The sequence below is a fragment of the Roseovarius gaetbuli genome (assembly GCF_900172365.1).
Taxonomy (GTDB): Bacteria; Pseudomonadota; Alphaproteobacteria; order Rhodobacterales; family Rhodobacteraceae; genus Roseovarius; species Roseovarius gaetbuli.
In genome coordinates this window covers 37,992-61,520 of the sequence record NZ_FWFJ01000010.1, presented here as the reverse complement: position 1 = coordinate 61,520, position 23,529 = coordinate 37,992, and the positions used below count along the sequence as shown (strand labels likewise).

General features: G+C 61.6%; 24 protein-coding genes and 1 tRNA gene. 6 read left to right on the top strand and 19 right to left on the bottom strand.

Going from position 1 to position 23,529, the window contains the following annotated elements; all coding sequences use genetic code 11:
• Window positions 1–301: 301 nt before the first annotated feature.
• Genes fdxA through ROG8370_RS07170 form a run of 4 tightly spaced genes read right to left on the bottom strand, consistent with a single transcriptional unit; the run spans window position 302 to window position 4,518 of the window.
• Complete coding sequence (gene fdxA / locus ROG8370_RS07185) at window positions 302–640, bottom strand: ferredoxin FdxA (RefSeq protein WP_085826404.1); 339 nt, start codon at window positions 638–640, stop codon at window positions 302–304.
• Between the two features lie 52 nt (window positions 641–692).
• Entirely contained in the window at window positions 693–1,073 is a 381-nt protein-coding gene (locus tag ROG8370_RS07180) for an RNA-binding S4 domain-containing protein (RefSeq protein WP_085826403.1), read from the bottom strand.
• A 2-nt stretch (window positions 1,074–1,075) separates the two neighbouring features.
• Window positions 1,076–3,931 (bottom strand): helicase-related protein, encoded by a 2,856-nt coding sequence (locus ROG8370_RS07175; protein ID WP_085826402.1) that lies wholly within the window; start codon window positions 3,929–3,931, stop codon window positions 1,076–1,078.
• 23 nt (window positions 3,932–3,954) lie between these two features.
• A complete protein-coding gene (locus tag ROG8370_RS07170) occupies window positions 3,955–4,518 on the bottom strand; it encodes a tetratricopeptide repeat protein (protein ID WP_085826401.1) in 564 nt (187 codons plus the stop codon).
• Between the two features lie 71 nt (window positions 4,519–4,589).
• On the opposite strand from ROG8370_RS07170, the gene ROG8370_RS07165 reads away from it, so the two are divergent.
• Window positions 4,590–4,880, top strand: coding sequence for an SCP2 sterol-binding domain-containing protein (locus ROG8370_RS07165; RefSeq protein ID WP_085826400.1), 291 nt, complete (start codon window positions 4,590–4,592; stop codon window positions 4,878–4,880).
• The gene (locus ROG8370_RS07160) at window positions 4,880–5,875 is read left to right on the top strand and encodes an alpha/beta fold hydrolase (RefSeq protein WP_085826399.1); all 996 of its coding nucleotides are present in this window, start codon (window positions 4,880–4,882) and stop codon (window positions 5,873–5,875) included. Before ROG8370_RS07165 ends, ROG8370_RS07160 begins: the two co-directional genes overlap by 1 nt.
• Here the strand turns inward: ROG8370_RS07160 and ROG8370_RS07155 are convergent.
• Window positions 5,823–6,653: a fumarylacetoacetate hydrolase family protein gene (locus tag ROG8370_RS07155; protein ID WP_085826398.1), complete on the bottom strand. Its 831-nt coding sequence runs from the start codon at window positions 6,651–6,653 to the stop codon at window positions 5,823–5,825. The genes ROG8370_RS07160 and ROG8370_RS07155 overlap by 53 nt on opposite strands.
• A 142-nt stretch (window positions 6,654–6,795) precedes the next feature.
• Between ROG8370_RS07155 and ROG8370_RS07150 the strand changes: the two genes are divergently transcribed.
• Complete coding sequence (locus ROG8370_RS07150) at window positions 6,796–8,616, top strand: M3 family oligoendopeptidase (protein ID WP_085826397.1); 1,821 nt, start codon at window positions 6,796–6,798, stop codon at window positions 8,614–8,616.
• On the opposite strand, the gene ROG8370_RS07145 is transcribed toward ROG8370_RS07150, so the two are convergent.
• From ROG8370_RS07145 to ROG8370_RS07135, 3 genes are all read right to left on the bottom strand, one after another.
• Window positions 8,613–9,728 (bottom strand): alpha/beta hydrolase, encoded by a 1,116-nt coding sequence (locus tag ROG8370_RS07145; protein WP_245827249.1) that lies wholly within the window; start codon window positions 9,726–9,728, stop codon window positions 8,613–8,615. The genes ROG8370_RS07150 and ROG8370_RS07145 overlap by 4 nt on opposite strands.
• Before the next feature lie 59 nt (window positions 9,729–9,787).
• Window positions 9,788–10,684, bottom strand: coding sequence for an RNA polymerase sigma factor RpoH (rpoH, locus tag ROG8370_RS07140; protein WP_085826396.1), 897 nt, complete (start codon window positions 10,682–10,684; stop codon window positions 9,788–9,790).
• A gap of 126 nt (window positions 10,685–10,810) precedes the next feature.
• Complete coding sequence (locus tag ROG8370_RS07135; RefSeq protein ID WP_085826395.1) at window positions 10,811–11,869, bottom strand: RluA family pseudouridine synthase; 1,059 nt, start codon at window positions 11,867–11,869, stop codon at window positions 10,811–10,813.
• Here ROG8370_RS07135 and ROG8370_RS07130 point away from each other — a divergent pair.
• Complete coding sequence (locus tag ROG8370_RS07130; RefSeq protein ID WP_085826394.1) at window positions 11,868–12,173, top strand: DUF6476 family protein; 306 nt, start codon at window positions 11,868–11,870, stop codon at window positions 12,171–12,173. The two genes, ROG8370_RS07135 and ROG8370_RS07130, sit on opposite strands and share 2 nt — an antisense overlap.
• Window positions 12,174–12,187: 14 nt before the next feature.
• Here the strand turns inward: ROG8370_RS07130 and ROG8370_RS07125 are convergent.
• Window positions 12,188–12,264: transfer RNA gene (locus ROG8370_RS07125), tRNA-His, on the bottom strand.
• A gap of 221 nt (window positions 12,265–12,485) precedes the next feature.
• Here ROG8370_RS07125 and ROG8370_RS07120 point away from each other — a divergent pair.
• The gene (locus ROG8370_RS07120; RefSeq protein ID WP_085826393.1) at window positions 12,486–12,674 is read left to right on the top strand and encodes a DUF6324 family protein; all 189 of its coding nucleotides are present in this window, start codon (window positions 12,486–12,488) and stop codon (window positions 12,672–12,674) included.
• On the opposite strand, the gene ROG8370_RS07115 is transcribed toward ROG8370_RS07120, so the two are convergent.
• The 6 genes from ROG8370_RS07115 to ROG8370_RS07090 all read right to left on the bottom strand — a co-directional run bounded on the left by ROG8370_RS07115 (window position 12,669) and on the right by ROG8370_RS07090 (window position 17,123).
• Window positions 12,669–13,112 carry an MmcB family DNA repair protein gene (locus ROG8370_RS07115; protein WP_085826392.1) on the bottom strand — a complete coding sequence of 148 codons (444 nt, stop codon included), beginning with the start codon at window positions 13,110–13,112 and terminating at the stop codon, window positions 12,669–12,671. The two genes, ROG8370_RS07120 and ROG8370_RS07115, sit on opposite strands and share 6 nt — an antisense overlap.
• Window positions 13,113–13,402: 290 nt before the next feature.
• Window positions 13,403–13,738, bottom strand: a complete 336-nt coding sequence (locus ROG8370_RS07110) for a hypothetical protein (RefSeq protein ID WP_085826391.1) — start codon at window positions 13,736–13,738, stop codon at window positions 13,403–13,405.
• 224 nt (window positions 13,739–13,962) lie between these two features.
• Window positions 13,963–14,460, bottom strand: coding sequence for a transcription antitermination factor NusB (gene nusB, locus ROG8370_RS07105; protein WP_085826390.1), 498 nt, complete (start codon window positions 14,458–14,460; stop codon window positions 13,963–13,965).
• Window positions 14,457–15,002: a 6,7-dimethyl-8-ribityllumazine synthase gene (locus ROG8370_RS07100; protein ID WP_085826389.1), complete on the bottom strand. Its 546-nt coding sequence runs from the start codon at window positions 15,000–15,002 to the stop codon at window positions 14,457–14,459. The genes nusB and ROG8370_RS07100 overlap by 4 nt, the downstream gene beginning before the upstream one ends.
• Before the next feature lie 11 nt (window positions 15,003–15,013).
• Window positions 15,014–16,162 carry a 3,4-dihydroxy-2-butanone-4-phosphate synthase gene (gene ribB / locus ROG8370_RS07095; RefSeq protein ID WP_085826388.1) on the bottom strand — a complete coding sequence of 383 codons (1,149 nt, stop codon included), beginning with the start codon at window positions 16,160–16,162 and terminating at the stop codon, window positions 15,014–15,016.
• Window positions 16,163–16,241: 79 nt separating this feature from the next.
• A complete protein-coding gene (locus tag ROG8370_RS07090; protein ID WP_085826387.1) occupies window positions 16,242–17,123 on the bottom strand; it encodes a LysR family transcriptional regulator in 882 nt (293 codons plus the stop codon).
• Between the two features lie 103 nt (window positions 17,124–17,226).
• On the opposite strand from ROG8370_RS07090, the gene glyA reads away from it, so the two are divergent.
• Entirely contained in the window at window positions 17,227–18,543 is a 1,317-nt protein-coding gene (gene glyA, locus ROG8370_RS07085; RefSeq protein WP_085826453.1) for a serine hydroxymethyltransferase, read from the top strand.
• Window positions 18,544–18,585: 42 nt separating this feature from the next.
• On the opposite strand, the gene ROG8370_RS07080 is transcribed toward glyA, so the two are convergent.
• From ROG8370_RS07080 to ROG8370_RS07065, 4 genes are all read right to left on the bottom strand, one after another.
• The gene (locus ROG8370_RS07080; protein ID WP_245827247.1) at window positions 18,586–18,930 is read right to left on the bottom strand and encodes a cupin domain-containing protein; all 345 of its coding nucleotides are present in this window, start codon (window positions 18,928–18,930) and stop codon (window positions 18,586–18,588) included.
• Between the two features lie 53 nt (window positions 18,931–18,983).
• Window positions 18,984–20,264 carry a DUF3422 family protein gene (locus ROG8370_RS07075; RefSeq protein ID WP_085826385.1) on the bottom strand — a complete coding sequence of 427 codons (1,281 nt, stop codon included), beginning with the start codon at window positions 20,262–20,264 and terminating at the stop codon, window positions 18,984–18,986.
• Between the two features lie 225 nt (window positions 20,265–20,489).
• On the bottom strand, window positions 20,490–21,923 hold the full coding sequence (locus ROG8370_RS07070) for an NAD(P)(+) transhydrogenase (Re/Si-specific) subunit beta (RefSeq protein WP_085826384.1): 1,434 nt from the start codon (window positions 21,921–21,923) through the stop codon (window positions 20,490–20,492).
• Window positions 21,924–21,936: 13 nt separating this feature from the next.
• On the bottom strand, window positions 21,937–23,511 hold the full coding sequence (locus tag ROG8370_RS07065; protein ID WP_085826383.1) for a Re/Si-specific NAD(P)(+) transhydrogenase subunit alpha: 1,575 nt from the start codon (window positions 23,509–23,511) through the stop codon (window positions 21,937–21,939).
• Window positions 23,512–23,529: the final 18 nt, after the last annotated feature.

Genomic DNA, 23,529 nt, shown 5'->3' with positions numbered 1-23,529 from the left:
AGGGGCGCCCGTTCACAAACGCAAAAATACACGCCAAGGGCCGGAACGGTCCACGGTATATGTATATCTGGCGCAGAGAATTCCAGCCCCGAGCAGTGACACGGGCGCATGGAAACCGGGCAAATCTATTTATCTGCCTTAAATGTATACCACAAAAAACGCCCCCGCGAAAGGCCGCTCAATGATAAATGGCCGTAACGCCTTTAAAATCAGGGTTTTTGCCCGGTTTTAACAGTCGAAATGCCCGTCGGCCCGGCCCAGCTAAACGAATCGGTTCGGCAAAAGGCCCAAACTACGGGGCTTAGCCGCCCTCGCCGGGGGCTTCGGAAAAGTATTTCTCAAGCTTGCCAGTCTCGCCGTCGCGCTCTTCCGCATCGGGAAGCTGATCTTTCTTGGTGATGATCACCGGCCACATTTCAGAGTACTTGCGGTTGAATTCCACCCATTTTTCCATTTCCGGCTCGGTGTCCGGGCGGATCGCGTCGGCGGGGCATTCCGGCTCGCAAACACCACAGTCGATGCATTCATCGGGATGAATGACCAGCATGTTCTCACCTTCGTAAAAACAATCCACCGGGCATACCTCGACGCAGTCGGTGTATTTACAGGCGATGCAGTTGTCGTTCACGATATAGGTCATGGCCGTCTCTCATGCTTGGCGGTTTGCGCTTCACCTAATCCAGAGGCGCGGATCATTCAAGCGCTCCCGGCCTATTCAGATCGAGTTTGCGCCGGTCGCGCTTGGTCGGGCGACCTTTTCCCTCATATTTAGGCGCTGCCGGAACGTTTTCCTCGGGCACTGGCGGCGCGAGGTCATCATAGAGCATTTGCGCCTCGGGGGCGGGGCCGCGCCGGGTGCCGCTGGCCAGGACCCGCACCACCCGCGCGGCGCGCCCCTGCACGAAGGTCAGAACATCGTCAGGCGCAACCGCATGGGCGGTCTTGGACACGCGCGTGCCGTTGACCCGCACATGCCCGGCCGCAACCTCTTTGGCGGCCAGCGTGCGGGTTTTGAAAAACCGCGCATGCCAGAGCCATTTGTCGAGCCGGATCTTCGCCCCGTCCGCCGCCAAGGTCAGCCTTTGGTTTTAAGGCCCATGAGGGCGGCCGCGAAGGGGTTGTCGGGGTCGATGCGGTCTTTTTTCTCGGGCCGCGCGCTAAAGGTCTTGGCCCCCTGCTCTTGCGGGGCGCCACGGGGTTTGCCTTTGCCGGGCTTGCCACGCGGCTTGCCGGATTTGGCCGGTTTGTCGCGTTGACCGGCCCCTGCGGGGCGCTCGGTGCGGGCACGATTGGCGCGCGGGGCCCAGGTGAAGGTATAGAACACCTCAAGTTCCGGCGCGGCCAGCTCGGCGGTCTCGCCGGGGGCGATTTCGGCCTCGGCGGCTTCCGGGACCTCGGCGGGCACTTCGACCTCGGGCGTAGGATCGGCGGCAATTGGCGCGACACCTTCGTCGGCGATCGCCTCGACGATATCGGCGGCGGTGTCGGGCGGTGTCTCCTCTGTCGCGGCAACCGCATCGGCGGGGGCCTCGGCGAGGGCCTTATCGACCGGCTTGACCTTTTCACGCTCGCCGCGCTCGGCCTTATAGCCAAGCCCCTGCATCAGGGCAGCGAACTGTTCCAGCGTCATGCCGGTGATCGAGAGCATGTCCGGCTTGGCCTCGAACCCGCCACGGCTGTCTTCGGAGCGCAGCATATCGGCGAGCCGTTCCAGCATGTCGATGCGAATCGCCCGCTCACCGGCGGCACGATAGCCCGACATGGTGTGATAGCCCTTGGCGGTGCTGTCATTCGACGGCACGGTCACAAGGCCCGGCGGCGGTGCCTCGGGGAATTCGTCAAGCCCGTTGCTCAGCGACCAGAGCACCAGCCGCAGACGCGTCGGCGCGGGCTTGAGCAGGATCGGCATGAACACCGTGAACTGACCAAAGCGGATACCGTGCTTGCGCAGCGCGCCACGGGCGTCCTGATCAAGCGCCTTGACCTCATCGGCGATCTCGCCGCGCGGCAGGATGCCGAAGCCCTCGACAAGGCGAAAGCCAAAGCCGCGTGCAAGGCCGCTGAGGCTTTCATCGCGCTGGATGTTCAAAAGCGGTTCAAACAGGGTGGCGATCTTGCGATCAATAAAGTGCTGCAGGCGGCGTTGCACCTTTTGTACAACGTCCGCACCGGCCTCTTCGTCGACAAAGGCCACGACCTGCGGCTTGAGAGGATCGGCGCCGGCAACCAGTTTGCCGACCGCTTCTTTCCCCCAGAGCAGGCCGCCCTGTTCGGTGAAATCAATCTCGGTGTCGGGCGCGTTGTAAAAGCGGTCCGCCTTGAGGTGGAAATGCGGGGCAAGGGCCGAAAGGCTCGCCTGCTGAAGCGTGCGCGCCTCGTTACCGACAGCCGCTTTATCCTGGATAAAGCGGAACCCCTCAAGCCGACCGACGAATTCGCCTTCGACCGTTACGTCACCATTCTCGTTCACTTCGGCCACCATGGCTTCCTTCTGCTTGAGCCGGCGCAAAAGCACGGATGTGCGCCGGTCCACAAATCTTTGGGTCAGACGCTCGTGCAGCGCATCCGACAGACGGTCTTCTACAGCGCGCGTCGCCCCGCGCCAATGGCTTTCGTCATCAACCCAGCCTTTTCGCTGCGCAACATAGGTCCAAGTGCGGATATAGGCGAGCCGTTTCGACAATGTGTCAATATCGCCGTCGGTCCGGTCGATGCGCTTGACCTGGCGCGCAAGCCAGTCGTCGGGCACCCGGCCAAGGTTGTGCAGATCGCGAAAGATCGTGTTCAACAGGTTGGTATGTTCGCCATGGCTGATGCTTCGGAAGTCGGGGATGCGGCAGACATCCCACAACAGCCGCACGTCCGGGCCACCGATGGCGCGTTCGGCGATTTCCGGCTGGGCGGCAAGGGTCTTGAGCGCGCCAAGGTCGTCGGCCTCGCGGGCGCGCGCCAGCAATTCGTGATCCGGGCGCGCCTCAAGCGCGCCGATAAGCGCCGAGGTGGTGCCAAATTGCAGGCTCGAATTGCGCCACTCCAGCTTGCGGATCGGGGCAAAGCGGTGATCCATGATCGCCTGGGCTACTTCCGGATCAAGATCGCGGGCCTCGCCGGTGACGCCAAAGGTGCCATGGCTCATGCCGCGCCCGGCGCGCCCGGCGATCTGGCCAAGTTCGTTGGGGGCAAGCATGCGCATCCGCTGGCCGTCGAACTTGCTAAGCGAGGAAAACGCCACGTGATTGATATCAAGGTTCAACCCCATGCCGATGGCGTCGGTCGCCACGAGATAATCGACATCGCCGTTTTGATAAAGGTCAACCTGCGCATTGCGGGTGCGCGGGGAAAGCGCGCCCATCACCACCGCCGCCCCGCCCTTCTGGCGGCGCAGCAATTCGGCGATGGCATAGACGTTCTCCACCGAAAACCCGACAATCGCGCTGCGGGCGGGCATTTTGCTTATCTTCTTGGGGCCACCGTAGGACAGCTGCGACATCCGCTCGCGGGTCAGAAACTCGACACCGGGCACAAGCGCGGCAATTGTCGGGCGCATGGTGTGGCTGCCAAGAAACTGGGTTTCGCGCAGGCCCCGCATCCGCAACAGGCGGTCGGTAAAGACGTGGCCCCGCTCGGGATCGGCGCAAAGCTGGATTTCGTCGACCGCCAGGAAATCGGCCCCCATGCCCTCGGGCATCGCCTCGACGGTACAGACCCAGTATTTCGCGCGTGGTGGCACGATCCGCTCTTCGCCGGTGACAAGCGCCACCACCGAAGGGCCGCGCAGGGCGACGATCTTGTCATAGACCTCGCGCGCCAAAAGACGCAGCGGCAGGCCGATCACACCCGTGCGATAGCCCAGCATCCGTTCAATCGCATAATGCGTCTTGCCGGTATTTGTCGGGCCCAGAACCGCGAGGGTTCTTGACTGCTCGGCCATGTGCCGTCTCTCCCGTTACCTGATCAGAGGTCTGCGCCGCCGAGTTGGCTTTTGATGTCTTCCATCGCGCTGGTTACGTCCTCGTGGTGCGGATGTATAGCAAGAACACGGCTAAACGCCTCTTGCGCAAGATCGGGCTGATTCATTTCGTTCAGCAGCACACCAAGACCATAGAGCACGTTGTAATGGCGCGGCTCAAGCGCGAGGGCATGTTCGATATCCGACAGCGCCAGCCCATAGCGATCCGCCTTGAAAAACGCGACCGAGCGCAGGTGCCAGGCCTCGACAAAGCCCGGCGCGTGATCAATCAGCGCGCTCAGGTGTTCGATCGCCATCGCGGTATCGCCCGCCTCGATCGCGTCGCGCCCACGGCGCAGCAAAAGATCCATCGCGGGCGAGCCGGATTTCTCTAACTCAAGCTCGATTTCACCGGCGATTCGGCGGGCTTCTTTCTCGTCGGCCTCTTGCAGCGCCGCAAACAAACCGTCGAGCCGCGCATTTGGCGCCGCCAAGGCAGGTAGGGAAAACGTGACTATCGCCAGAAGTGCCGTGACGATACGGTTGAGGTTGGTAAAAACTCTGCCCATAACGGCGTTGAGTTTAGCGCAGAATGCCGGGAAGCAAACCCCCGACACCCTAATTGTGAAAGGAACCGCAAATGAGCGAAGTGATTACCGCAGCCGTGGCCGCATTGAATGGCAAAATGGGCAACGAGGGCTTTGACGGCACAGCGAAATTCGTGATCGAGGGCGAAGGCGCCATTGTGATCGACGCGAACGGCGCGCGGGCGGATGATTCCGAGACCGATGTGACCCTCACCGCCGATCAGGACACCTTCGAGTCGATCCTGTCGGGCGATCTTGATCCGACCGCCGCCTTCATGACCGGCAAGCTGGCCGTTGACGGCGACATGGGCATGGCGATGAAGCTTGGCAGCGTGCTGTCCTGATGAAAGAGGCGCCGCTCTATTCCGAGATTGCAAATGGCCCGGATGATGGCGCCGCGTGGTGGATGACAACCGCCGACGGGGTGCGCATCCGTGTCGGTCTCTGGTACAGATCGGCGCAAAATGGCACGGTGTTCCTGTTTCCGGGGCGCACCGAGTACATCGAGAAATACGGCGACGCCGCCGCGCATTTTGCCGGATGCGGCTATGGCACGCTGGTGATCGACTGGCGCGGTCAGGGTCTTGCGGATCGTCTTCGGGACGACGCGATGTCGGGTCATGTGCATCACTTCACCGATTATCAGATGGATGTGGCGGCGATGGTCGAGGCGGCGCATCGGCTTGATCTGCCGCGACCCTGGCACCTTTTGGGGCACTCGATGGGCGGCTGTATCGGGTTGCGCGCGGTGATGCAGGGGCTCGAGGTGCAAAGCGCTGCCTTTTCCGGCCCGATGTGGGGGATCGCCCTGTCAGACGCCCTGCGCCCGGTGGCATGGTCGCTGTCCTGGAGCAGTCGACAGTTGGGCATGAGCCACTTTTACGCCCCCGGAACCGCCCCTGAAAGCTATGTTCTGACCGAGCCGTTCGAGACCAACAAGCTGACCAATGATCGCGAGATGTATCAATACATGATAGATCAGGCCAACGCCCACCCCGAGTTGGGGATCGGCGGGCCAAGCCTGCGGTGGCTGCACGAGGCGCTGAGCGAAACCCGCGCGCTTGCACGCCTCCCCTCGCCCGATCTGCCCTGTCTTACCCTGCTTGGCACGAACGAACAGATCGTCGATGTGGCGCGGGTGCATGACCGCATGGCACATTGGCCGGGCGGGCACCTTGAGCTTGTCGAGAACGGCCGCCACGAGACCCTGATGGACAGCCCCGAGATGCGGGACCGCCTGTTCAAGCAGCTCTGCGAGTTCTACCTCGGCTCGGGCGATGGCAATGCTACGGGTCCTGCGCGACAGGCGAGCGTTGCTCACCAAGCCCGGAAATCCTGAGCACCATTTCGTCACCCGCAGACAGATAGCGCGGCGGCTTATGCCCCATGCCAACGCCCGGCGGCGTGCCCGTGGCGATGACATCGCCCGGTTCAAGCGTCATCAGGTCACTGAGATAGGCCACGATCTGGGCCACGGTAAAGATCATCAACCGGCTGTTGCCGCTTTGCATGCGCGCGCCGTTCACATCGACCGAAAGATCAAGGGCCTGCACATCGCCGATCTCGTCCGGGGTCACGAGCCAGGGGCCCATCGGGCCGAAGGTGTCACAACTTTTGCCCTTGGTCCATTGGCCAGAGCGCTCTAGCTGAAAACCGCGTTCGGAGACATCATTGACGATGGTATAACCGGCCACGTGATCAAGCGCGCTGTCTTCGCTGACGTATTTGGCGCGTTTGCCGATCACGATGCCAAGCTCGACCTCCCAATCGCCACGTTTCGATCCGCGCGGCAGAACCACGGTGTCATGCGGCCCGATGATCGCCGAGGTTGCCTTGAGAAAGACAACCGGATCCTTGGGCGGATCGACGCCAAGTTCGGCGGCGTGGTCGATATAGTTGAGGCCGATGCAGATCAGCTTGCCAACATCGCCCACCGGCGGGCCGAGGCGCGGGTTGCCCTCGACCAACGGAAGGCTCTCGGGTTTGACCTTTGGCAGATCGCCAAGCACCGCCCCCGCCAGATCGGGCAGCACGCCCGAGAGATCGCGAAGCTGTCCCGCCTTATCCACGAGAGCGGGCTTTTCCTGTCCCGGCGCGCCGTATCTTGCAAATTTCATCGCGTCACTTCCCTTTTGGCGTTTGTGCCTACCCTAGCCTGCCGCCCATAAATGGCAAGAGATTGACCCCGCCACAGCGGCCCCTTGTGGCGCGCGGCGGTGCGGCCTATGTCTTGGGCCAACAATCAACAAGAGGTGCCTCATGTTCAATCTGCCTTTCCCCGTCCGCGACGCAAATGCCGGTTCCGGCAACAAGGATCTGGGAAAGCTGCCCGAATGGGACCTGAGCGATCTTTACAGCGGTGAAGACGCGCCCGAACTCAAGCGTGATCTCGACTGGCTTGAAACCGCCTGCGCCGAATTCGCTGCTGATTACGAGGGCAAACTGGCCGATCTTGATGCGGCCGGCCTTTTGGAATGTCTGCATCGCGACGAAAAGATAAGCAATATTGCCGGGCGGGTCATGTCCTTTGCCGGGCTGCGCTATTACCAGCTTACGATTGATGGCGGGCGGGCGAAATTCATGTCCGATTGCCAGGAAAAGGTGACCAATTACACCACGCCGCTGGTGTTTTTCTCGCTCGAACTCAACCGGCTCGCCGAAGAGCCGCTTGCGGCGATGTATGCCGAGAACGCCGATCTGGCGCGTTACAAGCCGGTGCTTGACCGCATTCGCGCGATGAAACCCTATCAGCTGTCTGACGAGCTTGAAAAATTCCTGCATGATCTCGGGGTGGTCGGTGATGCCTGGGAGAGGCTGTTTGACGAAACCATCGCCGGCCTAAGCTTTAACGTCGATGGCGAGGATCTTACCATCGAGGGCACGCTGAACCTCTTGACCGAACAGGACCGCAGCAAGCGCGAGGCCGCCAGTCACGAGTTGGCGCGCGTGTTCGGCGAGAATATCCGCACGTTTTCGCGCGTCCATAACACCGCCGCCAAGGAAAAAGAGGTCATCGACCGCTGGCGCGGCATGCCCACGGCGCAAACCGGGCGGCACCTCAGCAACGATGTCGAACCCGAGGTGGTCGAGGCGCTGCGCAACGCGGTGGTCGAGGCCTATCCGAAGCTCAGCCACCGCTATTACGAGCTCAAGCGCAAATGGCTTGGGCTTGAGCGGATGCAGACATGGGACCGCAACGCGCCGCTGCCAATGGAAAGCACCAAGATCGTCGATTGGGACAGCGCCCGCACCACCGTGATGGACGCCTACGGCGCGTTTGATCCGCGCATGGCCGATCTTGCAGAGCCGTTCTTTGAGAAGGGCTGGATCGACGCCGGGGTGAAAACCGGCAAGGCGCCGGGGGCCTTTGCCCACCCGACGGTGACCAATGTGCACCCCTACGTGATGCTCAACTACCTCGGGAAACCGCGCGATGTGATGACGCTGGCGCATGAGCTTGGGCATGGCGTGCATCAGGTTCTGGCCGCCGATCAGGGCGAGTTGCTCGCCAGCACGCCGCTGACGCTGGCGGAAACCGCATCGGTGTTTGGTGAAATGCTGACCTTTCGCAAGATGCTTGACGGGGCCAAGACCGACCAGGAGCGCAAGGTGCTTCTGGCCGGCAAGGTCGAGGATATGATCAACACCGTCGTGCGCCAGATCGCGTTCTACGACTTTGAATGCAAGCTTCACGCCGCCCGCCGCGAGGGCGAATTGACGCCTGACGATATCAACGCGCTCTGGATGTCGGTGCAGGCCGAAAGCCTTGGACCGGCGTTTGATTTCGCCGAAGGATACGAGACCTTCTGGGCCTATATCCCGCATTTCGTGCATTCGCCGTTCTACGTCTATGCCTATGCCTTTGGCGACGGCCTCGTGAACGCACTCTACGCGGTCTACGAGGAAAACCCCGAGGGCTTCCAGGAAAAGTATTTCGACATGCTCAAGGCCGGCGGATCAAAGCACCACAAGGAATTGCTGGCGCCGTTTGGCCTTGATGCCAGCGACCCGGCGTTCTGGGACAAGGGCTTGTCGATGATCTCTGGCTTTATCGACCAGCTTGAGGCGATGGAAGACTAAGGCCGCACCGCCCGCGCGCTCGGCAGCTTTAGCGCCATATCTCGCAGGAAGCCGGTGCCTTCGCGCCCGGCCTGCGAGATGATGCCGTTCAACACCCGGATCGCCGCGGGCGAGGTCACGGGCACGAAATGGTTGAGGCTATTGCCATCGGCCAGTTCGGTGAAATCAATCACTGTGACATCCGGGCGGGTGACCTTTTCGGCCTCGTCGATCACCCCAAGCCGCGCTTTGCTCCCGGTTATGAACCCAGCCAGACTTAGGGCACGATCCTGTTTCGAGATGAAGATCAGGAAGGGTTGCGGCAGCTTGCCGATCACCTCGGCCTGACGGTCAAACAGATCCGGGTCGATATCCGGCGACATCAGGGTCACGCCGCTGACGCGCGACAAAAGCCGGGTGTTGCCGCTTAGCTTGGCCTGACGCAGGGCCTCCATCGTGAGATGCGAGCCCATCGAGTGGCCAAGCAGAAACACCTTGTCGCCGGGCCGCGCCGTCAGCCGGTCAAGCAGCGTGACAAGATCGTCGCGCGCAAACAGCACGCTGTCGCGGTCATAGATATAACCCCGCGGATCGCCCGCCGAGGGCCATGAAAACAGCACAGCGGGCATGCCGGTCGCAAAATCGGTCTGGATCTGGGCCAAACGGTACATCGATTCCGACAGGGTATTGTTATAGCCGTGAATGAAGACCAGCGTTTCGCGCCCCGGTTCGGTGCGGCGGATATCGCCAAGCATCTGCCCCGGCCCGTCAAACACCTGTGTTCCGGTCACCACGAAATCGCTGGCCGCATCGGTGCGGCCCTCGGGCCATTCAATGACCCCGATTTGATGGCTGGGGGGCACAGATATATCGGTGCGGAAATACTTCAGGCCGCTTGGGCGCTTGAGGCCGAAAATCGGTCCGGTCTGATCCAGCTCGCGTTCGGTCGCCACATAGATCGGTTGGATTTGCGCGTCGGGGTGCGGCGCGGCGCGCTCGGCTGTCATGCGCTCGGAACAGGCCGAGAGCGTCAAAAGCAGCGCGCAGAGGGCCAGTGTGATGCGGCTCCGGCGCTTGCACGCCGCCGCTTCCCCGCCCCCCCTGCGCGCCGCCATTTCCATCGCATGCCCCAAGATCCACAGCCCCTCGCCTTACGGCAGAACCTACTTGGAATCACGGCGCACACCAAGGGTTATGCAGAGGCGAGCATGCCTTTTTCCTGCGCAAGCGCGCGCATCCGCTTTTGCAGCTTTTCAAAGGCGCGCACCTCGATCTGGCGGATACGCTCGCGGCTGACGTCATACGAGCCGCTCAGATCCTCCAGCGTGACCGCCTTTTCGCTCAGGCGGCGTTGGGTCAGGATATCGCGCTCGCGCTCATTGAGCACATCCATCGCCTCGCTCAGCAGTTCGCGGCGCGCCCCAAGTTCGTCGGCACGCTCGTAATCGCCGGCCTGATCGGCATGTTCATCCTCAAGCCAGTCCTGCCATTGCATGGTGCCCTCGCCCTCGGAGCCAACCGTGGCGTTAAGAGAGGCATCCGCACCGGCCATCCGCTGGTTCATGCTAATGACTTCGGCCTCGGTCACGCCAAGGTCGGTCGCGATTTTCTTGACCACATCCGGGCGCATGTCGCCGTCTTCAAACGCGCCGATCTTGGCCTTGGCCTTGCGCAGGTTGAAAAACAGCTTTTTCTGCGCACTCGTCGTGCCCAGCTTTACCAATGACCAGCTGCGCAGGATATATTCCTGGATGCTGGCGCGAATCCACCACATGGCATAGGTCGCAAGGCGAAAGCCGCGCTCGGGATCAAAGCGTTTGACCGCCTGCATCAGGCCGACGTTCGCCTCGGAAATCACCTCGGCCTGCGGCAGACCATAGCCACGATAGCCCATGGCGATCTTGGCCGCGAGGCGCAGGTGGCTGGTGACCATCTTATGCGCCGCCTCGGTGTCTTGTTCCTCGACCCAACGCTTGGCCAGCATGTATTCTTCTTCCGGTTCCAGAAGTGGGAACTTGCGGATTTCCTGCATATAGCGGTTCAACCCGCCTTCTGGTGTCGGAGCCGGCAGATTTTTATAATTGCCCATGGCTTCATCCCTCTTGATGTTTATATCGTTAACATTGACCTAGGAAGTCACGCCGCCCCTTTCAAGGCTTGGTAGGTCATATAGTTTAACGTGAATTTAACATCTTTCCGTCGCTGCAAATTGATTTCACTCAGTTTCCAGGAACGCACCGACCGACCTATCGCCTCTGAGCGCCTCGATCAGGGCGCTCATATCAGGAGGCAACGGCGCCTCAAAGCGCATTTCTTCGCCGCTCACCGGATGGGTGAACCCCAAGATCGCCGCATGCAACGCCTGACGCGGGAAATCGCGCGCCGCCTCGATCCCGGCCGACGACAGCGCCTTTTCCGAGAGCTTGCGCCGCCCGCCATAAACCGGATCGCCGATAAGTCCGTGACCGGCATAGGTCAGATGTACCCTGATCTGATGGGTGCGCCCGGTTTCAAGCCAGCATTCCACAAGGCTCACCGTGGCCGGGGTGCCAAAGGTTTCGACCACGCGGGCGCGGGTCACCGCATGGCGACCGCCGTGAAACAGCACCGCCTGACGCTGGCGGTCGGTCTTGTGGCGCGCCAGCTGGGTGATGATACGAATCACATTGCCCGACTCGAAACTGACGCCGCGCACCCCGCGCAGCCGCGGATCGCTGGCCTCGGGGGCGCCATGCACGATGGCCCGGTAATAGCGCTCGACGGTATGGGCCTCAAATTGCGCCGCAAGCCCGTGATGCGCCGCGTCGGATTTGGCCACCACCAAAAGGCCGCTGGTGTCCTTGTCGATCCGGTGCACGATGCCGGGCCGCTTGGCGCCGCCCACACCCGACAGGGTGTCACCGCAATGATGCAACAGCGCATTCACCAGCGTGCCCTCGGGCGTGCCAGGGGCCGGATGCACCACCATGCCGACGGGTTTGTTGATCACGATCAGGTCGTCATCCTCATAGACCACCTCAAGCGGAATATCCTCTGCGCCGATATGGCTTTCGCGGGCCTCCGGCACGGTGATTTCAACCACGTCGCCCTCGGCGACACGGGCCTTGGCGTCTTGCACCACGACGCCGTTCAACGTCACCAAACCCTCGGCGATCAACCGCATGAGCCGGGTGCGCGACAGGTTCGCCGCCTCTGGCACATCGCGCGAAAGCGCCTTATCAAGGCGCGCAGGCGGATCACTTTCGATCTCGAAGCTAAGCGGGGCCTGGCCCATGGATGATACCCCTCAGCCGGTCAACCCGGCGATGCTGAAATTTCTGACGCGGCTGGTCACGACACTGACCGCCACGATGATTGTTGGCCTTCTAGTGATCATTACACTGTTTGTCATCCGCTTCTGGGGCAATGACGCACCAAGCCTGCCAGAGGCGGTCACCCTGCCCGACGGCGCGCGCGCCACGGCCTTTACCCAAGGCACCGGATGGTATGCGATTGTCACCACCGATGACCGCATTCTGATTTATGACCGCGACAGCGGAACCCTGCGCCAAAGCGTGACGATCGCACCGGTCAATTAAATCATAGGGTGGGATGGTACCGCCTCCCCGGCTTGAACGGGGGACCTCTGGATCCACAATCCAGCGCTCTAACCAACTGAGCTAAGGCGGCACTGGGGGGCGAATTAGCTTTTCCCACGCCCGATTGCAAGCCTCTTAGAGCGTGATTTCCAAGCTTTGTTCAACAATGTCCGGTCAAGACGGGCGCAGCCGCCTTGCACCTGGCAAGCGCAGGGCGGGAAAACCTCTGACCGCGTGGCCCGGCAAACCGCGAAGGCGCTTGCCAAGCAAGAGGGAAAAGAGTAGCTCATCGCCTGTTTCAAGGAGGCAGCCATGGGCATCAACAGCGAAAGCTATATCGAAGCAAACCTGCAAATCGGGCCAACCGATCAAGGCATGGTGCGTCTTTACGTTGAAGGTCAAGGCGTTGAAATCCCAATGGATTTCACCCCGGAAGAGGCCGAGGAAATCGCCTCTGAACTGATATCTTCGGCCAAGGCGGCGCGTGCCAAATCCTCATAAGCGCGGATCAAGCACCGACTGCAGGCGCCGCGCCGCATGGCGGGCAAACCTGCGCGTAAGCGCCGCCCGCCGTGCCGCCGCAAGGCGGGTTTCAGGCCCCATCCGAATAATCTCGGCGCTATAGGAATCGGCCATGATCAATCCGGTGCCATCGGGCAGCAACTCGACCGGAAAATCCGAGTCGACCGCCCAAAAGTATCGGTCGCACCATTGCAGATAGCCCTGCCACTTGCCATCCGACATGAAATCGGCGCGGCTTGACTTGCACTCTACCACCCAGATTTCCCCCTTGGGGCCAAGCGCCATAACATCCACACGCCGCCCCCGTTCCGGGGTGAATTCCACAATGGAATCAAAGTCATGACTGCGCAGATGGCGGCACACGCCGCGCGCCAGAAGTTGCCCCGGCAGCAGGGTTTGATCGCTGATTTGCTCCATATGTGAATTATGAACAAACCACGAACGCAATCAACCCCTTGTCGTGGCGCTCTGCAAGCCCTAACTATGATCTGTGGCGGGTGCTGCCCTTCTCGTGAACGGTTGCATTCCGGTGGCCTTAAGCAATTCCGAGGGAGCTGGCTCTGTCCGGACCGTGGTCCGTTTAACCGGTGCCCACCTGTACATACAGGTCCTCGGGAATGAGATAACCAAACGGCTGCGTGCGGGCCCGTCACACCTTTTCCGCCGGTCGTCTCTTCAGGATTTGATACGTTTGAAGGATAGGCGCCTTAGCGCCTGCGCCAAGCGTTGTTCTTTCGCCCCTGATTCACGGGGATCGGGATCACCGCATACTCACGCTGCATAAGATGCTGGCGGTGACCGCCGCGTGGCTCGTCATCGTCGTCATCCTTCATCCGCATCACGGCAATGCCAAACTGAACCCCCGCAAAGACGATCCCATTGGCAAACCAAAGGATGGCAACGGCGAGCAGGCCCTTGTCGGAATGGGTGACCAGATGCCAAAGATTTGCGATATTGAACCACAAGAGCATCGCCACAAACACACCGGCAAGGCCAAATCCAATGGCAACCTGCGTAATGTAGAGGCGAACGAGCTTGGGCATTAGGGCGAATCCTTCGACGGTGTGTTGCAAGTATAACCGATTTCTCCCATCTTCCCAAGAAAATGGCTAACTTAGCGTTAAGACGCGCGCTTTTTCGCCCGAAAAGCGGCGCCTGCTTCTTCTTGGCAAAAACACTCCGGGGAGTTTGAGGGGCAGCGCCCCTCATTCACTCTCGCAAAAAACCTGCGCGCCCTGGCGCGCTCCGTCTGGAAACGCCCCGCAGGTCAAAACCCCTCGGGTTTGGCCTCATGCGCCATGTGATCAAGCACGGCGTTGACGAATTTCGCCTCCTTGCCATCGGGATAAAACGCCTTGGCAACATCGACGTATTCCATGATCACCACGCGCGGCGGCGTGTCGGATTGGGTCATTTCGGCGCCTGCTGCGCGAAAGAGGGCGCGCAAGGTCGGGTCAATCCGCGCAATCGGCCATTTGGCCACCAGCGCACGATCGGTCATCTGGTCGATCCGCGCCTGCCAGTTGACCGAATCCTCAAGCAGGGTGCGAAACAGATCGACATCGCCCTCGGCCATGTCCACGCCCTCATCCACTTCGGCGCCGAACCGGTGCTCAAGGAATTCCGCACAGACCGCATCGACGGTCTGGTTCGAATGCTCCATCTGAAACAGCGCCTGCACCGCATAAAGCCGCGCCGCAGAGCGCATTTTGCGTTTCTGGTTGCCAGAGACCGGGCCGTTATTCTCGAGATCGGGGGTCGTCATGCTTTGGGGGTATCCTTCGGCTCGCCTGCCAGCTTGTATTCTTCGGTCGAGGGAACAAACCCCACGCCCTTGCGCGAAGCGCCCCACTTACGGCTGAGCGCGATAAGATGCAAGGCCGCGGCCGCCGCCCCTGCCCCTTTGTTCATCGCTTTCGGGTCGGCGCGCACTTCGGCCTGGGCGCGATTTTCCACCGTCAGGATGCCATTGCCGATGCACAGCCCCTGAAGCCCCAGCAGGGTGATCCCGCGCGAGCTGTCGTTACAGACGGTCTCGTAATGCGTGGTCTCGCCCCGAATCACACAGCCAAGCGCGACGTAGCCGTCAAAGTTCGACATCCGCTCGGCAATGCCGATGGCGGTGGGCAATTCAAGCGCGCCGGGCACTTCGACCAGATCCCAGGTGCCGCCAGAAGCTTCGATTTCCGACTGTGCACCGGCGATCAGGTTATCGGCGATATCGCGGTAAAACGGCGCCACCACGATGAGCAGTTTGACCGGCTTGTCAAATTCAGCGCGCGGCAGGCAATATTCTTTTTCGGCCATTTTGGATCAACCTATGTGATGGGGCGGGTGCCGGTGATGGAAATGCCATAGGCATCAAGGCCAAGATACCGGGTCTGGGGGCTATCGGTCAAAAGGATCAGATCGTGCACACCCATGGTCGACATGATCTGCGCGCCAAGCCCGGTCTGTTTGATCGTGCGCGGGGTGTCGTCATCCTCCATCTCGCCCGAAAGCTTCGGGCGGGGCTGGCGAAACAGGAACACGGCGCCGCGCCCCTCGGCCGCGATGATCTCCATCGCGCGGGTCAGCTTGCCGGTCGGCCCGCCCTTGGCAGACGCCTCAAGGCCAATGCCAAGCACATCCTCAAGAGCGTTGAGCGCATGGGTGCGCGCCAGCACCGGCTTGCCGTCGGTGATGTCGCCCTTGCTCAGCACGACATGCTCGGTGCCGGTGATCTGGTCGGCAAAAATCCGCATCTCCCAGGTACCACCATGGCTCGACTCGACGGTCTCGTGGCGCACTTCGGTGATCAGGTTGTCATGCTTGTGGCGATAGGCGATGAGGTCGGAAATCGTGCCGATCTTGAGACCATGCTTTTCGCCAAAACCGATCAGATCCGGCAGCCGCGCCATGGTGCCGTCTTCCTTCAGGATTTCACAGATCACGCCAGCGGGGTTCAGCCCGGCCAGACGCGAAATATCGACCGCCGCCTCGGTATGACCCGCACGGATCAAGACGCCGCCCGCGCGTGCACGCAGCGGAAAGATATGGCCGGGCGTCGATAGCGCCGCCATGGTGTTCTGTTCATTGATCGCCACGGCGACGGTCAGCGCGCGGTCGGCGGCCGAAATCCCGGTGCTCACGCCTTCGCGCGCCTCGATCGACACGGTGAACGGGGTCTCGTGGCGAGACGAATTGTTGACCGCCATCATCGGCAGGCCAAGCCGGTCAACCCGCTCGGAGGTCATCGGCAGACAGATCAAACCGCGCCCGTGCATGGCCATGAAATTGATCGCCTCGGGCGTGGCGAATTCGGCGGCAATCACAAGGTCGCCTTCGTTCTCGCGGTCCTCGTGATCGACAAGGATGAACATCCGCCCGGCGCGGGCCTCGACGATGATCTCTTCGGTCGACGCAATCGCGCTCTTGAGGTTGGCCTCGACGGGGCCGGGTTTTTCAAATGGCACAGTGTCGGACATCAGCTGCCCCCTTTTCGCGGCTATAGCCCGGCCCGGATAGCGCAGCCGGGCGGCATTGGCCAGAGGCGAATGGCACGCTTCACGCCTCTTGCAGCAACGTCAGAACCTGCGCCAGGTGATTTGGCCCGCCCTCAAAGCCCGCCCGATCAAGCACCAGGGCCTTGCCGGTTTCGACCTTTTCGGCAAAGGGTGCCACAAGATCACCACGCGCAAGCGCCGCCTCTACCAGCGACTGATGCCCCATCAGAACACCCGCGCCGTTGCGCGCCTCTTCCAAGGCAATGCTATAAAGCGAAAAGCGCGGGCCCTTGTCCGGCAGGGTCTGACCGGGCAGCGCAGCCTTGCCCCAGATCGCCCAATCCTCGGGCCAGAGCGCGTCATGCAACAGCGTCTCATTCATGAGGTCGGCGGGCCCATGAAGGCGCGCGGCAATCACCGACGTGCAAACCGGAAAGATCACATCCTCCGCCAGAACCGTTTCGCGCAGGCCCCCGGTGGGGCGGCGGATGAACAGGCTCAAGTCAAACAATTCGCGCGCAAGATTGGGCGGGGCCTCAACCGCCGAGACCGAAATGCTTAACTCTGGCAAGGCCGCGCGTACCTTTGGCAGGCGCGGCGAAAGCCAAAGCTGCGCCACGCTCGGCAGGGCCGCGATATGCAGGGTCTTGTGGCGCGCCGCCGCGCGCATGCCATGCACCGCCGCGCCCATTGCATCGAAGGCCTCGGCAAATCCGGGTGCGACCTCGGCACCAAAGGCACTCAGGCGCACGCCCTGCGAGCGGCGCTCAAAGAGATCGGCCCCGATCCACTCCTCAAGCGCCTTGATATGCTGCGACACCGCCCCCGGCGTCACGCAAAGCTCGTCAGCGGCATTGGCAAAGCCGCCAAGCCGCGCCGCGGCCTCAAAGGCGCGCAGGGCGTTGAGCGGCGGGCCCTTGGGGCGCGGCGGGGAAACGGACATTTATCTAGCCTTAGTTTTTCTAAGCTGATTTTTACATAATCTGATTTGCGCAGGCAAGCCGCCGCGCGCCAGAGTGACGCAAACCAGTCAGGGAGATTTCAAAATGACATTGGCCCGCCGCGCTTGGGTGCCTGCCCACTGCGAAGACCTTGTTCAAACCCTTGCCGCGCGCACGGAGGCCGAGGACAGCGCAAGTATCGCCGCCCGTATCGAGGCGCTTGCCGCCAACAATCGGCGCATCCACGAGGCCGAGTGCTTCAACCTCAACCCCGCCACCAACGTGATGAACCCACGCGCCGAGGCGCTTTTGGCCAGCGGCATCGGCTCGCGGCCTTCGCTTGGCTATCCGGGGGATAAGTACGAAATGGGGCTTGAGGCGATCGAGGAAATCGAGGTGATTGCCGCCAGCCTCGCCGCCGAAGTATTCGAGGCCAAGTTTGCCGAAATCCGCGTGCCCTCGGGCGCGATTGCCAATCTCTACGGCTTCATGGCGACCTGCAAACCCGGCGATACGATCATCGCCCCCCCGGCCAGCGTCGGCGGGCATGTGACACATCATGCGGGCGGCTGTGCCGGGCTTTATGGGCTGCAGATCATCGAGGCGCCGGTCGATTCAGATGGCTATACCGTCGATCTGGCCGGTCTGGCAGACCTGGCGCGCAAGGAGCGCCCAAAACTGATCACGCTTGGCGCCAGCCTCAATCTGTTTGAACATCCGGTGCGCGAGGTCCGCGCGATTGCCGATGAGGTCGGCGCGAAGCTGTTGTTTGATGCGGCACATCAATGCGGGATCATCGCCGGCAAGGCCTGGCGCAACCCACTGGCCGAGGGCGCGCATATGATGACAATGAGCACCTATAAAAGCCTTGGCGGCCCGGCGGGCGGCTTGATCGTCAGCAATGACGCCGCCCTTGCCGAGCGCCTTGATGCGATTGCCTTTCCGGGCATGACGGCCAATTTCGACGCGGCCAAATCGGCGGCTTTGGCGGTGACGTTGCTCGACTGGCGCGCCCATGGCGTGGCCTACGCAGCGCAGATGGTGGCCGTGGCGCAAGCGCTTGCCGCCGCTCTGGAGGCCGAGGGGCTGCCGGTGTTCAAGGGTGCGCAGGGGGCCACCAATTCGCATCAGTTCGCGATTGCAGCCGCCGGGTTTGGCGGCGGTCAGGCGGCGTCAAAGACCCTGCGCAAGGCCGGGTTTCTGGCCTGTGGTATCGGCCTTCCGATTGATCCGGTGGCGGGGGACATGAACGGCTTGCGCATCGGCACGCCGGAACTGGTGCGGTGGGGGGTAACCCCGGATGACGCCCCGCGCATGGCAGGGCTTATCGCACAGGCGCTGCGCAGCAATGACGCGAGCGCGCTTTTGCCAGAGGTTTCGGCCTGGCGTCAGGGTTTCGACGCGCTGCATTATATCACCTGAGCCGCTCTTCGCGCTCTTGCGGGCGCGCCGCGCGCGAAAGGGCTATGGCGTTTTGATCGGATAGCGATCCGGCTCTGAGAAGACGTCGATCACGCGCGTGCCCGCCTTGATCATCGCGCCATGCACCACGTCGGCGGGAATGCAATAGCTGTCACCGGGGCCATAGGTCCGGGTTTCGCCCCCGATGGTGAACTCGATCTCGCCCTCGACCACGGTGCCCCACTGCGCCCCGTGGCTATGGGGCGGCAATTCCATATCCTGCAGGAAGGTGAAAAAGACGCATAGACCATCATCCGAGCGGATCGCGCGGGTCTGCACGACATCTTCGGAAAACGGCACGTCGATTGCTGGAAAACCCATAATGAAATCGGGAAAAGGCATTGGCATGACCTCGCGCTTGAAAGCCCGAGCTTACATCGTCTGCCTTCGAGCGCAAATGATCAATGAAGCTTTTTGCGAATACGCTGTACCATCCACCAGACAAGCACGACCACCGGAAGGGTGACCGCAGCGGTGATCATCCCCTTGCTCAGCCCGAGAACCCCGGTCAGCGGATAAAGCAGATAGCCCGCCAGCGACACCGCGTAATAGCTGATCGCGACGACAGACAGCCCCTCAACCGTGCGCTGCAGACGCAGTTGCAGATCGGCGCGCTTGTCCATGCTTTCCAGCAAAATCTGGTTCTGCGCGCTGCGCTCCACATCCACCCGCGTGCGCAGCAACTCGCCCGCGCGCATCGCCCGATCCGCCATGGCATCCAGCCTTTCCTTGGTGGCGCGCACCGTGCGCATCGCGGGCTCGTAGCGGCGCATCATGAACTCGGCGAAGGTCTGGCGCCCCTCGAAGCGTTCCTCGCGCAGCACGCTGATGCGCTGATTGACGATCTGCTCATAGGCGGCCGTCGCGCCGAAGCGGAACGAGGATTGCGCCACCAGCGATTCAAGCTCGGCCGATACATGCAGCAAATCCTGAAGCGTTTCCTCGGCGGGCTGCGTGCCGCCGGTCATATCGCCGATCAGACGGCTCAGCTGGCTGTCGGTCTCGCCCATCTGGCGACCCATTTCGCGCACCCGCGCAAAGCCCAGCATCGACATCGACTTATAGGTCTCGATCTCGCACAGACGCTGCACGATCCGCCCGATCCGGCGCGCACCGGTGTTCGGGGCGACGCTCACCGAAAACCGCAGATGCCCCGCCGTATCAATCCGGAAATCCCCCGCGATCACGGCCGCATCATCCAGCACCCGCGCCACCGCCACGCTTTCCGAGACAAACCACTGATCGGTTTCATCGCGGGTCTGCTCCTTGTTCTTCCAGGGCGTCACCCGGATCAAGGCCGAGGTCACCCGCATCCCCGGCGACGCGGCAAGCCACTCGGCGGGAAAGACCTCGAAATCAGCCGGATCAAAGGGGCGCGTGCTAACCCCTTCGGTAAACACCGTGTAGGTCACAAATTCGGTATGGCTTTCCCACTTCAGGACATGCCGCCCGATCTTGCCCGAATAATGCGTCGCGCCGGGCTGTGGATGGCCCGCGCCATAGCGATCAAGCAAAGCGACAAGATGCGCCAAATCCGCCCCGCGATCCCGTTTGGCCGCATCATGCGGCTGCTTGATCGCCAGATAGGCCGCCGTACAGGGCGCGCTCAGCGATGGAAACGGGCGCGCGTGCAACTCGTTGGCCAGCTCATAACGCAGCGGATGGTCTTCTATCGGTGGCATGGGCCGCTCTCCTTAACTCATCGGCTTCATAGCCGCTTCACCGAGCCCACAAAAGAGTTTTTCCATAAATTCCAATGATTTAGCGGCACACAATCGTATACTGCACAGGGTTCGGGCTTCTTCTTGGCAAAAATACTCAAAATCCGCCGGTCACGCCATGCCTATCGCATGCAAAAGGGGCGCCCCGTTAAGAGCGCCCCTTCAAAGATCCGTCCAATGTCGTGATCAGTCGATCTTGGACAACAGGCTGGACACGCTGTCCTTGGCGTCGCCATAGAACATGCGAGTGTTTTCCTTGTAGAACAGCGGGTTTTCGATGCCGGAATACCCGGTACCCTGTCCGCGCTTGGACACGAACACCTGTTTCGCCTTCCAGCATTCCAAAACCGGCATGCCGGCGATGGGGCTGTTGGGGTCTTCCTGGGCGGCCGGGTTCACGATGTCGTTTGAGCCGATGACGATGGCCACATCCGTGCTGGGGAAATCATCGTTGATCTCGTCCATTTCCATTACGATGTCATAGGGCACACGCGCTTCGGCCAGAAGCACGTTCATATGCCCCGGCAGACGCCCCGCGACCGGGTGGATGGCAAAGCGCACGTTCTTGCCGCGTGCACGCAGCTTGCTGGTAAGCTCGCTCACCGCCTGTTGGGCCTGCGCCACGGCCATGCCATAGCCGGGGATGATGATGATGCTGTCGGCCTCATTCAGAGCTGCGGCAACGCCATCGGCGTCAATCGCGATCTGCTCGCCTTCAACCGCCATCTGCTCGCCTGCGGGGCCACCAAAGCCGCCGAGGATCACAGAGATGAACGAACGGTTCATCGCCTTGCACATGATGTACGACAGGATCGCACCGGACGAGCCGACAAGCGCGCCGACCACGATCAAGAGGTCATTGCCAAGGCTGAACCCGATCGCCGCCGCCGCCCAGCCGGAATAGCTGTTGAGCATCGACACAACCACGGGCATGTCGGCGCCGCCGATGCCCATGATCAGGTGATAGCCGATGAACAGCGCCGCAAGCGTCATCAGGGCCAGCGGCAAAAAGCCACCGGTGTTGAAGTACCAGATCAGGCAGAGCACCGAAATCGTCGCAGCACTGGCATTAAGGACATGACCGCCGGGCAGCTTTTTCGCCGCCGTGTCGACCTTGCCCGCAAGCTTGCCATAGGCGATGATCGAGCCGGTGAATGTCACCGCCCCGATGAAGATGCCGAGAAACACCTCGACCCGCAGGATCGACTGCTCGACCGGGGATTTATGGGCCAGAAGCGCCGCAAATCCTTCCAGGCCCTCGCGCGCGTCATGGCTCATGGCCAGAACATTGTTCAGCTCGATATGCGCGTTGAACCCCACGAAGACGGCGGCAAGGCCGACAAGGCTGTGCATTGCCGCCACAAGCTGTGGCATCTCGGTCATCTGCACGCGTTGCGCCACGAAATAACCGATGGTCCCGCCCGCCGCGATCAGCACCGCAGACAAGACCCAAAGACCCGAGCCGGGGCCAACAAGCGTTGCCGCCACGGCCAGAGCCATGCCTGCAATGCCATACCAGACCGCGCGTTTTGCGCTTTCCTGACCCGACAGACCGCCAAGGCTCAGGATGAAAAGGATAGCCGCGACCACATATGCGGCCGTTGTAAAACCGTAATCCATTAGACCTGCCCCCTTACGATTTCTGGAACATGGCGAGCATGCGCCGTGTGACCATGAAACCGCCGAATATGTTGATACCGGCCATGAAGACCGAGAGCGCGGCAAGCAAAATCACGAGGAAAGACCCCGATCCGATCTGCATCAGCGCGCCAAGAATGATGATCGACGAAATCGCATTGGTGACCGCCATCAGCGGCGTATGCAGCGAATGCGACACGTTCCAGATCACCTGGAAGCCAACGAAAACCGCCAGCACGAAGACGATGAAGTGCTGCATGAAGCTGGCCGGGGCGACAAGCCCCACACTCAAAAGCAGGACAGCCCCGACCACGAGCAGGGTAACCTGATTTTTGGTCTGCGCCTTGAAAGCGGCCATTTCCTTGGCGCGCTTTTCCTCGGGTGTCAGCTCCTTTGGCGTTTCCTTCTTGGGCTGCGCGGCAATCGCGGCCACCTTGGGCGGTGGCGGCGGGAAGGTGACGGCGTGGTCATGGGTCACGGTCGCGCCCCGGATCACGTCATCTTCCATGTTGTGATTGACGACACCGTCCTTGTCCGGCGTGAGGTCTGTCATCATGTGACGGATGTTGGTGGCATAAAGCGTCGAGGCCTGCGCCGCCATCCGGCTTGGGAAATCGGTATAGCCGATGATCGTCACGCCGTTGTCGGTGACAATCTTCTCGTCCATCACGGTCAGCTTGCAGTTGCCGCCCTTTTCCGCCGCCAGATCGACAATCACCGAGCCGCGCTTCATCGAGGCGACCATGTCTTCGGTCCAAAGCTCGGGCGCTTCGCGGTTCGGGATAAGCGCCGTGGTGATCACGATATCGACCTCGGGGGCCAGTTCGCGGAACTTGGCAAGCTGCGCCTCGCGGAACTCGGGGCTTGAGACAGAGGCATAGCCGCCCGTGGCGGCGCCGTCCTTGGCCTCTTCCTCGAAATCCAGATAGACGAACTCTGCGCCCATCGATTCGACCTGCTCGGCCACTTCGGGGCGCACGTCGAACGCATAGGTGATCGCGCCAAGCGAGGTCGAGGTGCCGATCGCGGCCAGACCGGCAACGCCGGCGCCGACCACAAGCACCTTGGCCGGGGGCACCTTGCCCGCAGCGGTGATCTGACCGGTGAAGAAGCGGCCGAAGTTGTTGCTGGCCTCGATCACGGCGCGATAGCCGGCGATGTTCGCCATCGAGCTGAGCGCATCCATCTTCTGGGCCCGGCTGATGCGGGGCACCATTTCCATCGCCACAACGGTCGCGCCCTTGTCGGCGGCCATCTTGAGCTGTTTTTCATTCCCGCCGGGATTGAAGAACGAAATCAGGGTCTGGCCTTCGCTCAGCCGCTTGACCTCGGTGTCGGTGGGAATGCGCACCTTGGCGATGATATCGCTGTTTTTCCAAAGCGCAGCGGCGGTCTTGACGATTTCCACCCCGGCCTCTTGATAGGCCTCATCCGAGAAGCCGGCACGCACGCCCGCCCCGGTCTCAATCGCGCAGCTATGGCCGAGTTTTTGCAGTTGCAGGGCCGATTCAGGCGTCATCGCCACCCTGTTCTCGCCCTCAAGCACTTCCTTTGGCGTTCCGATCTTCAATGCTGTGTCCCCCTTTGG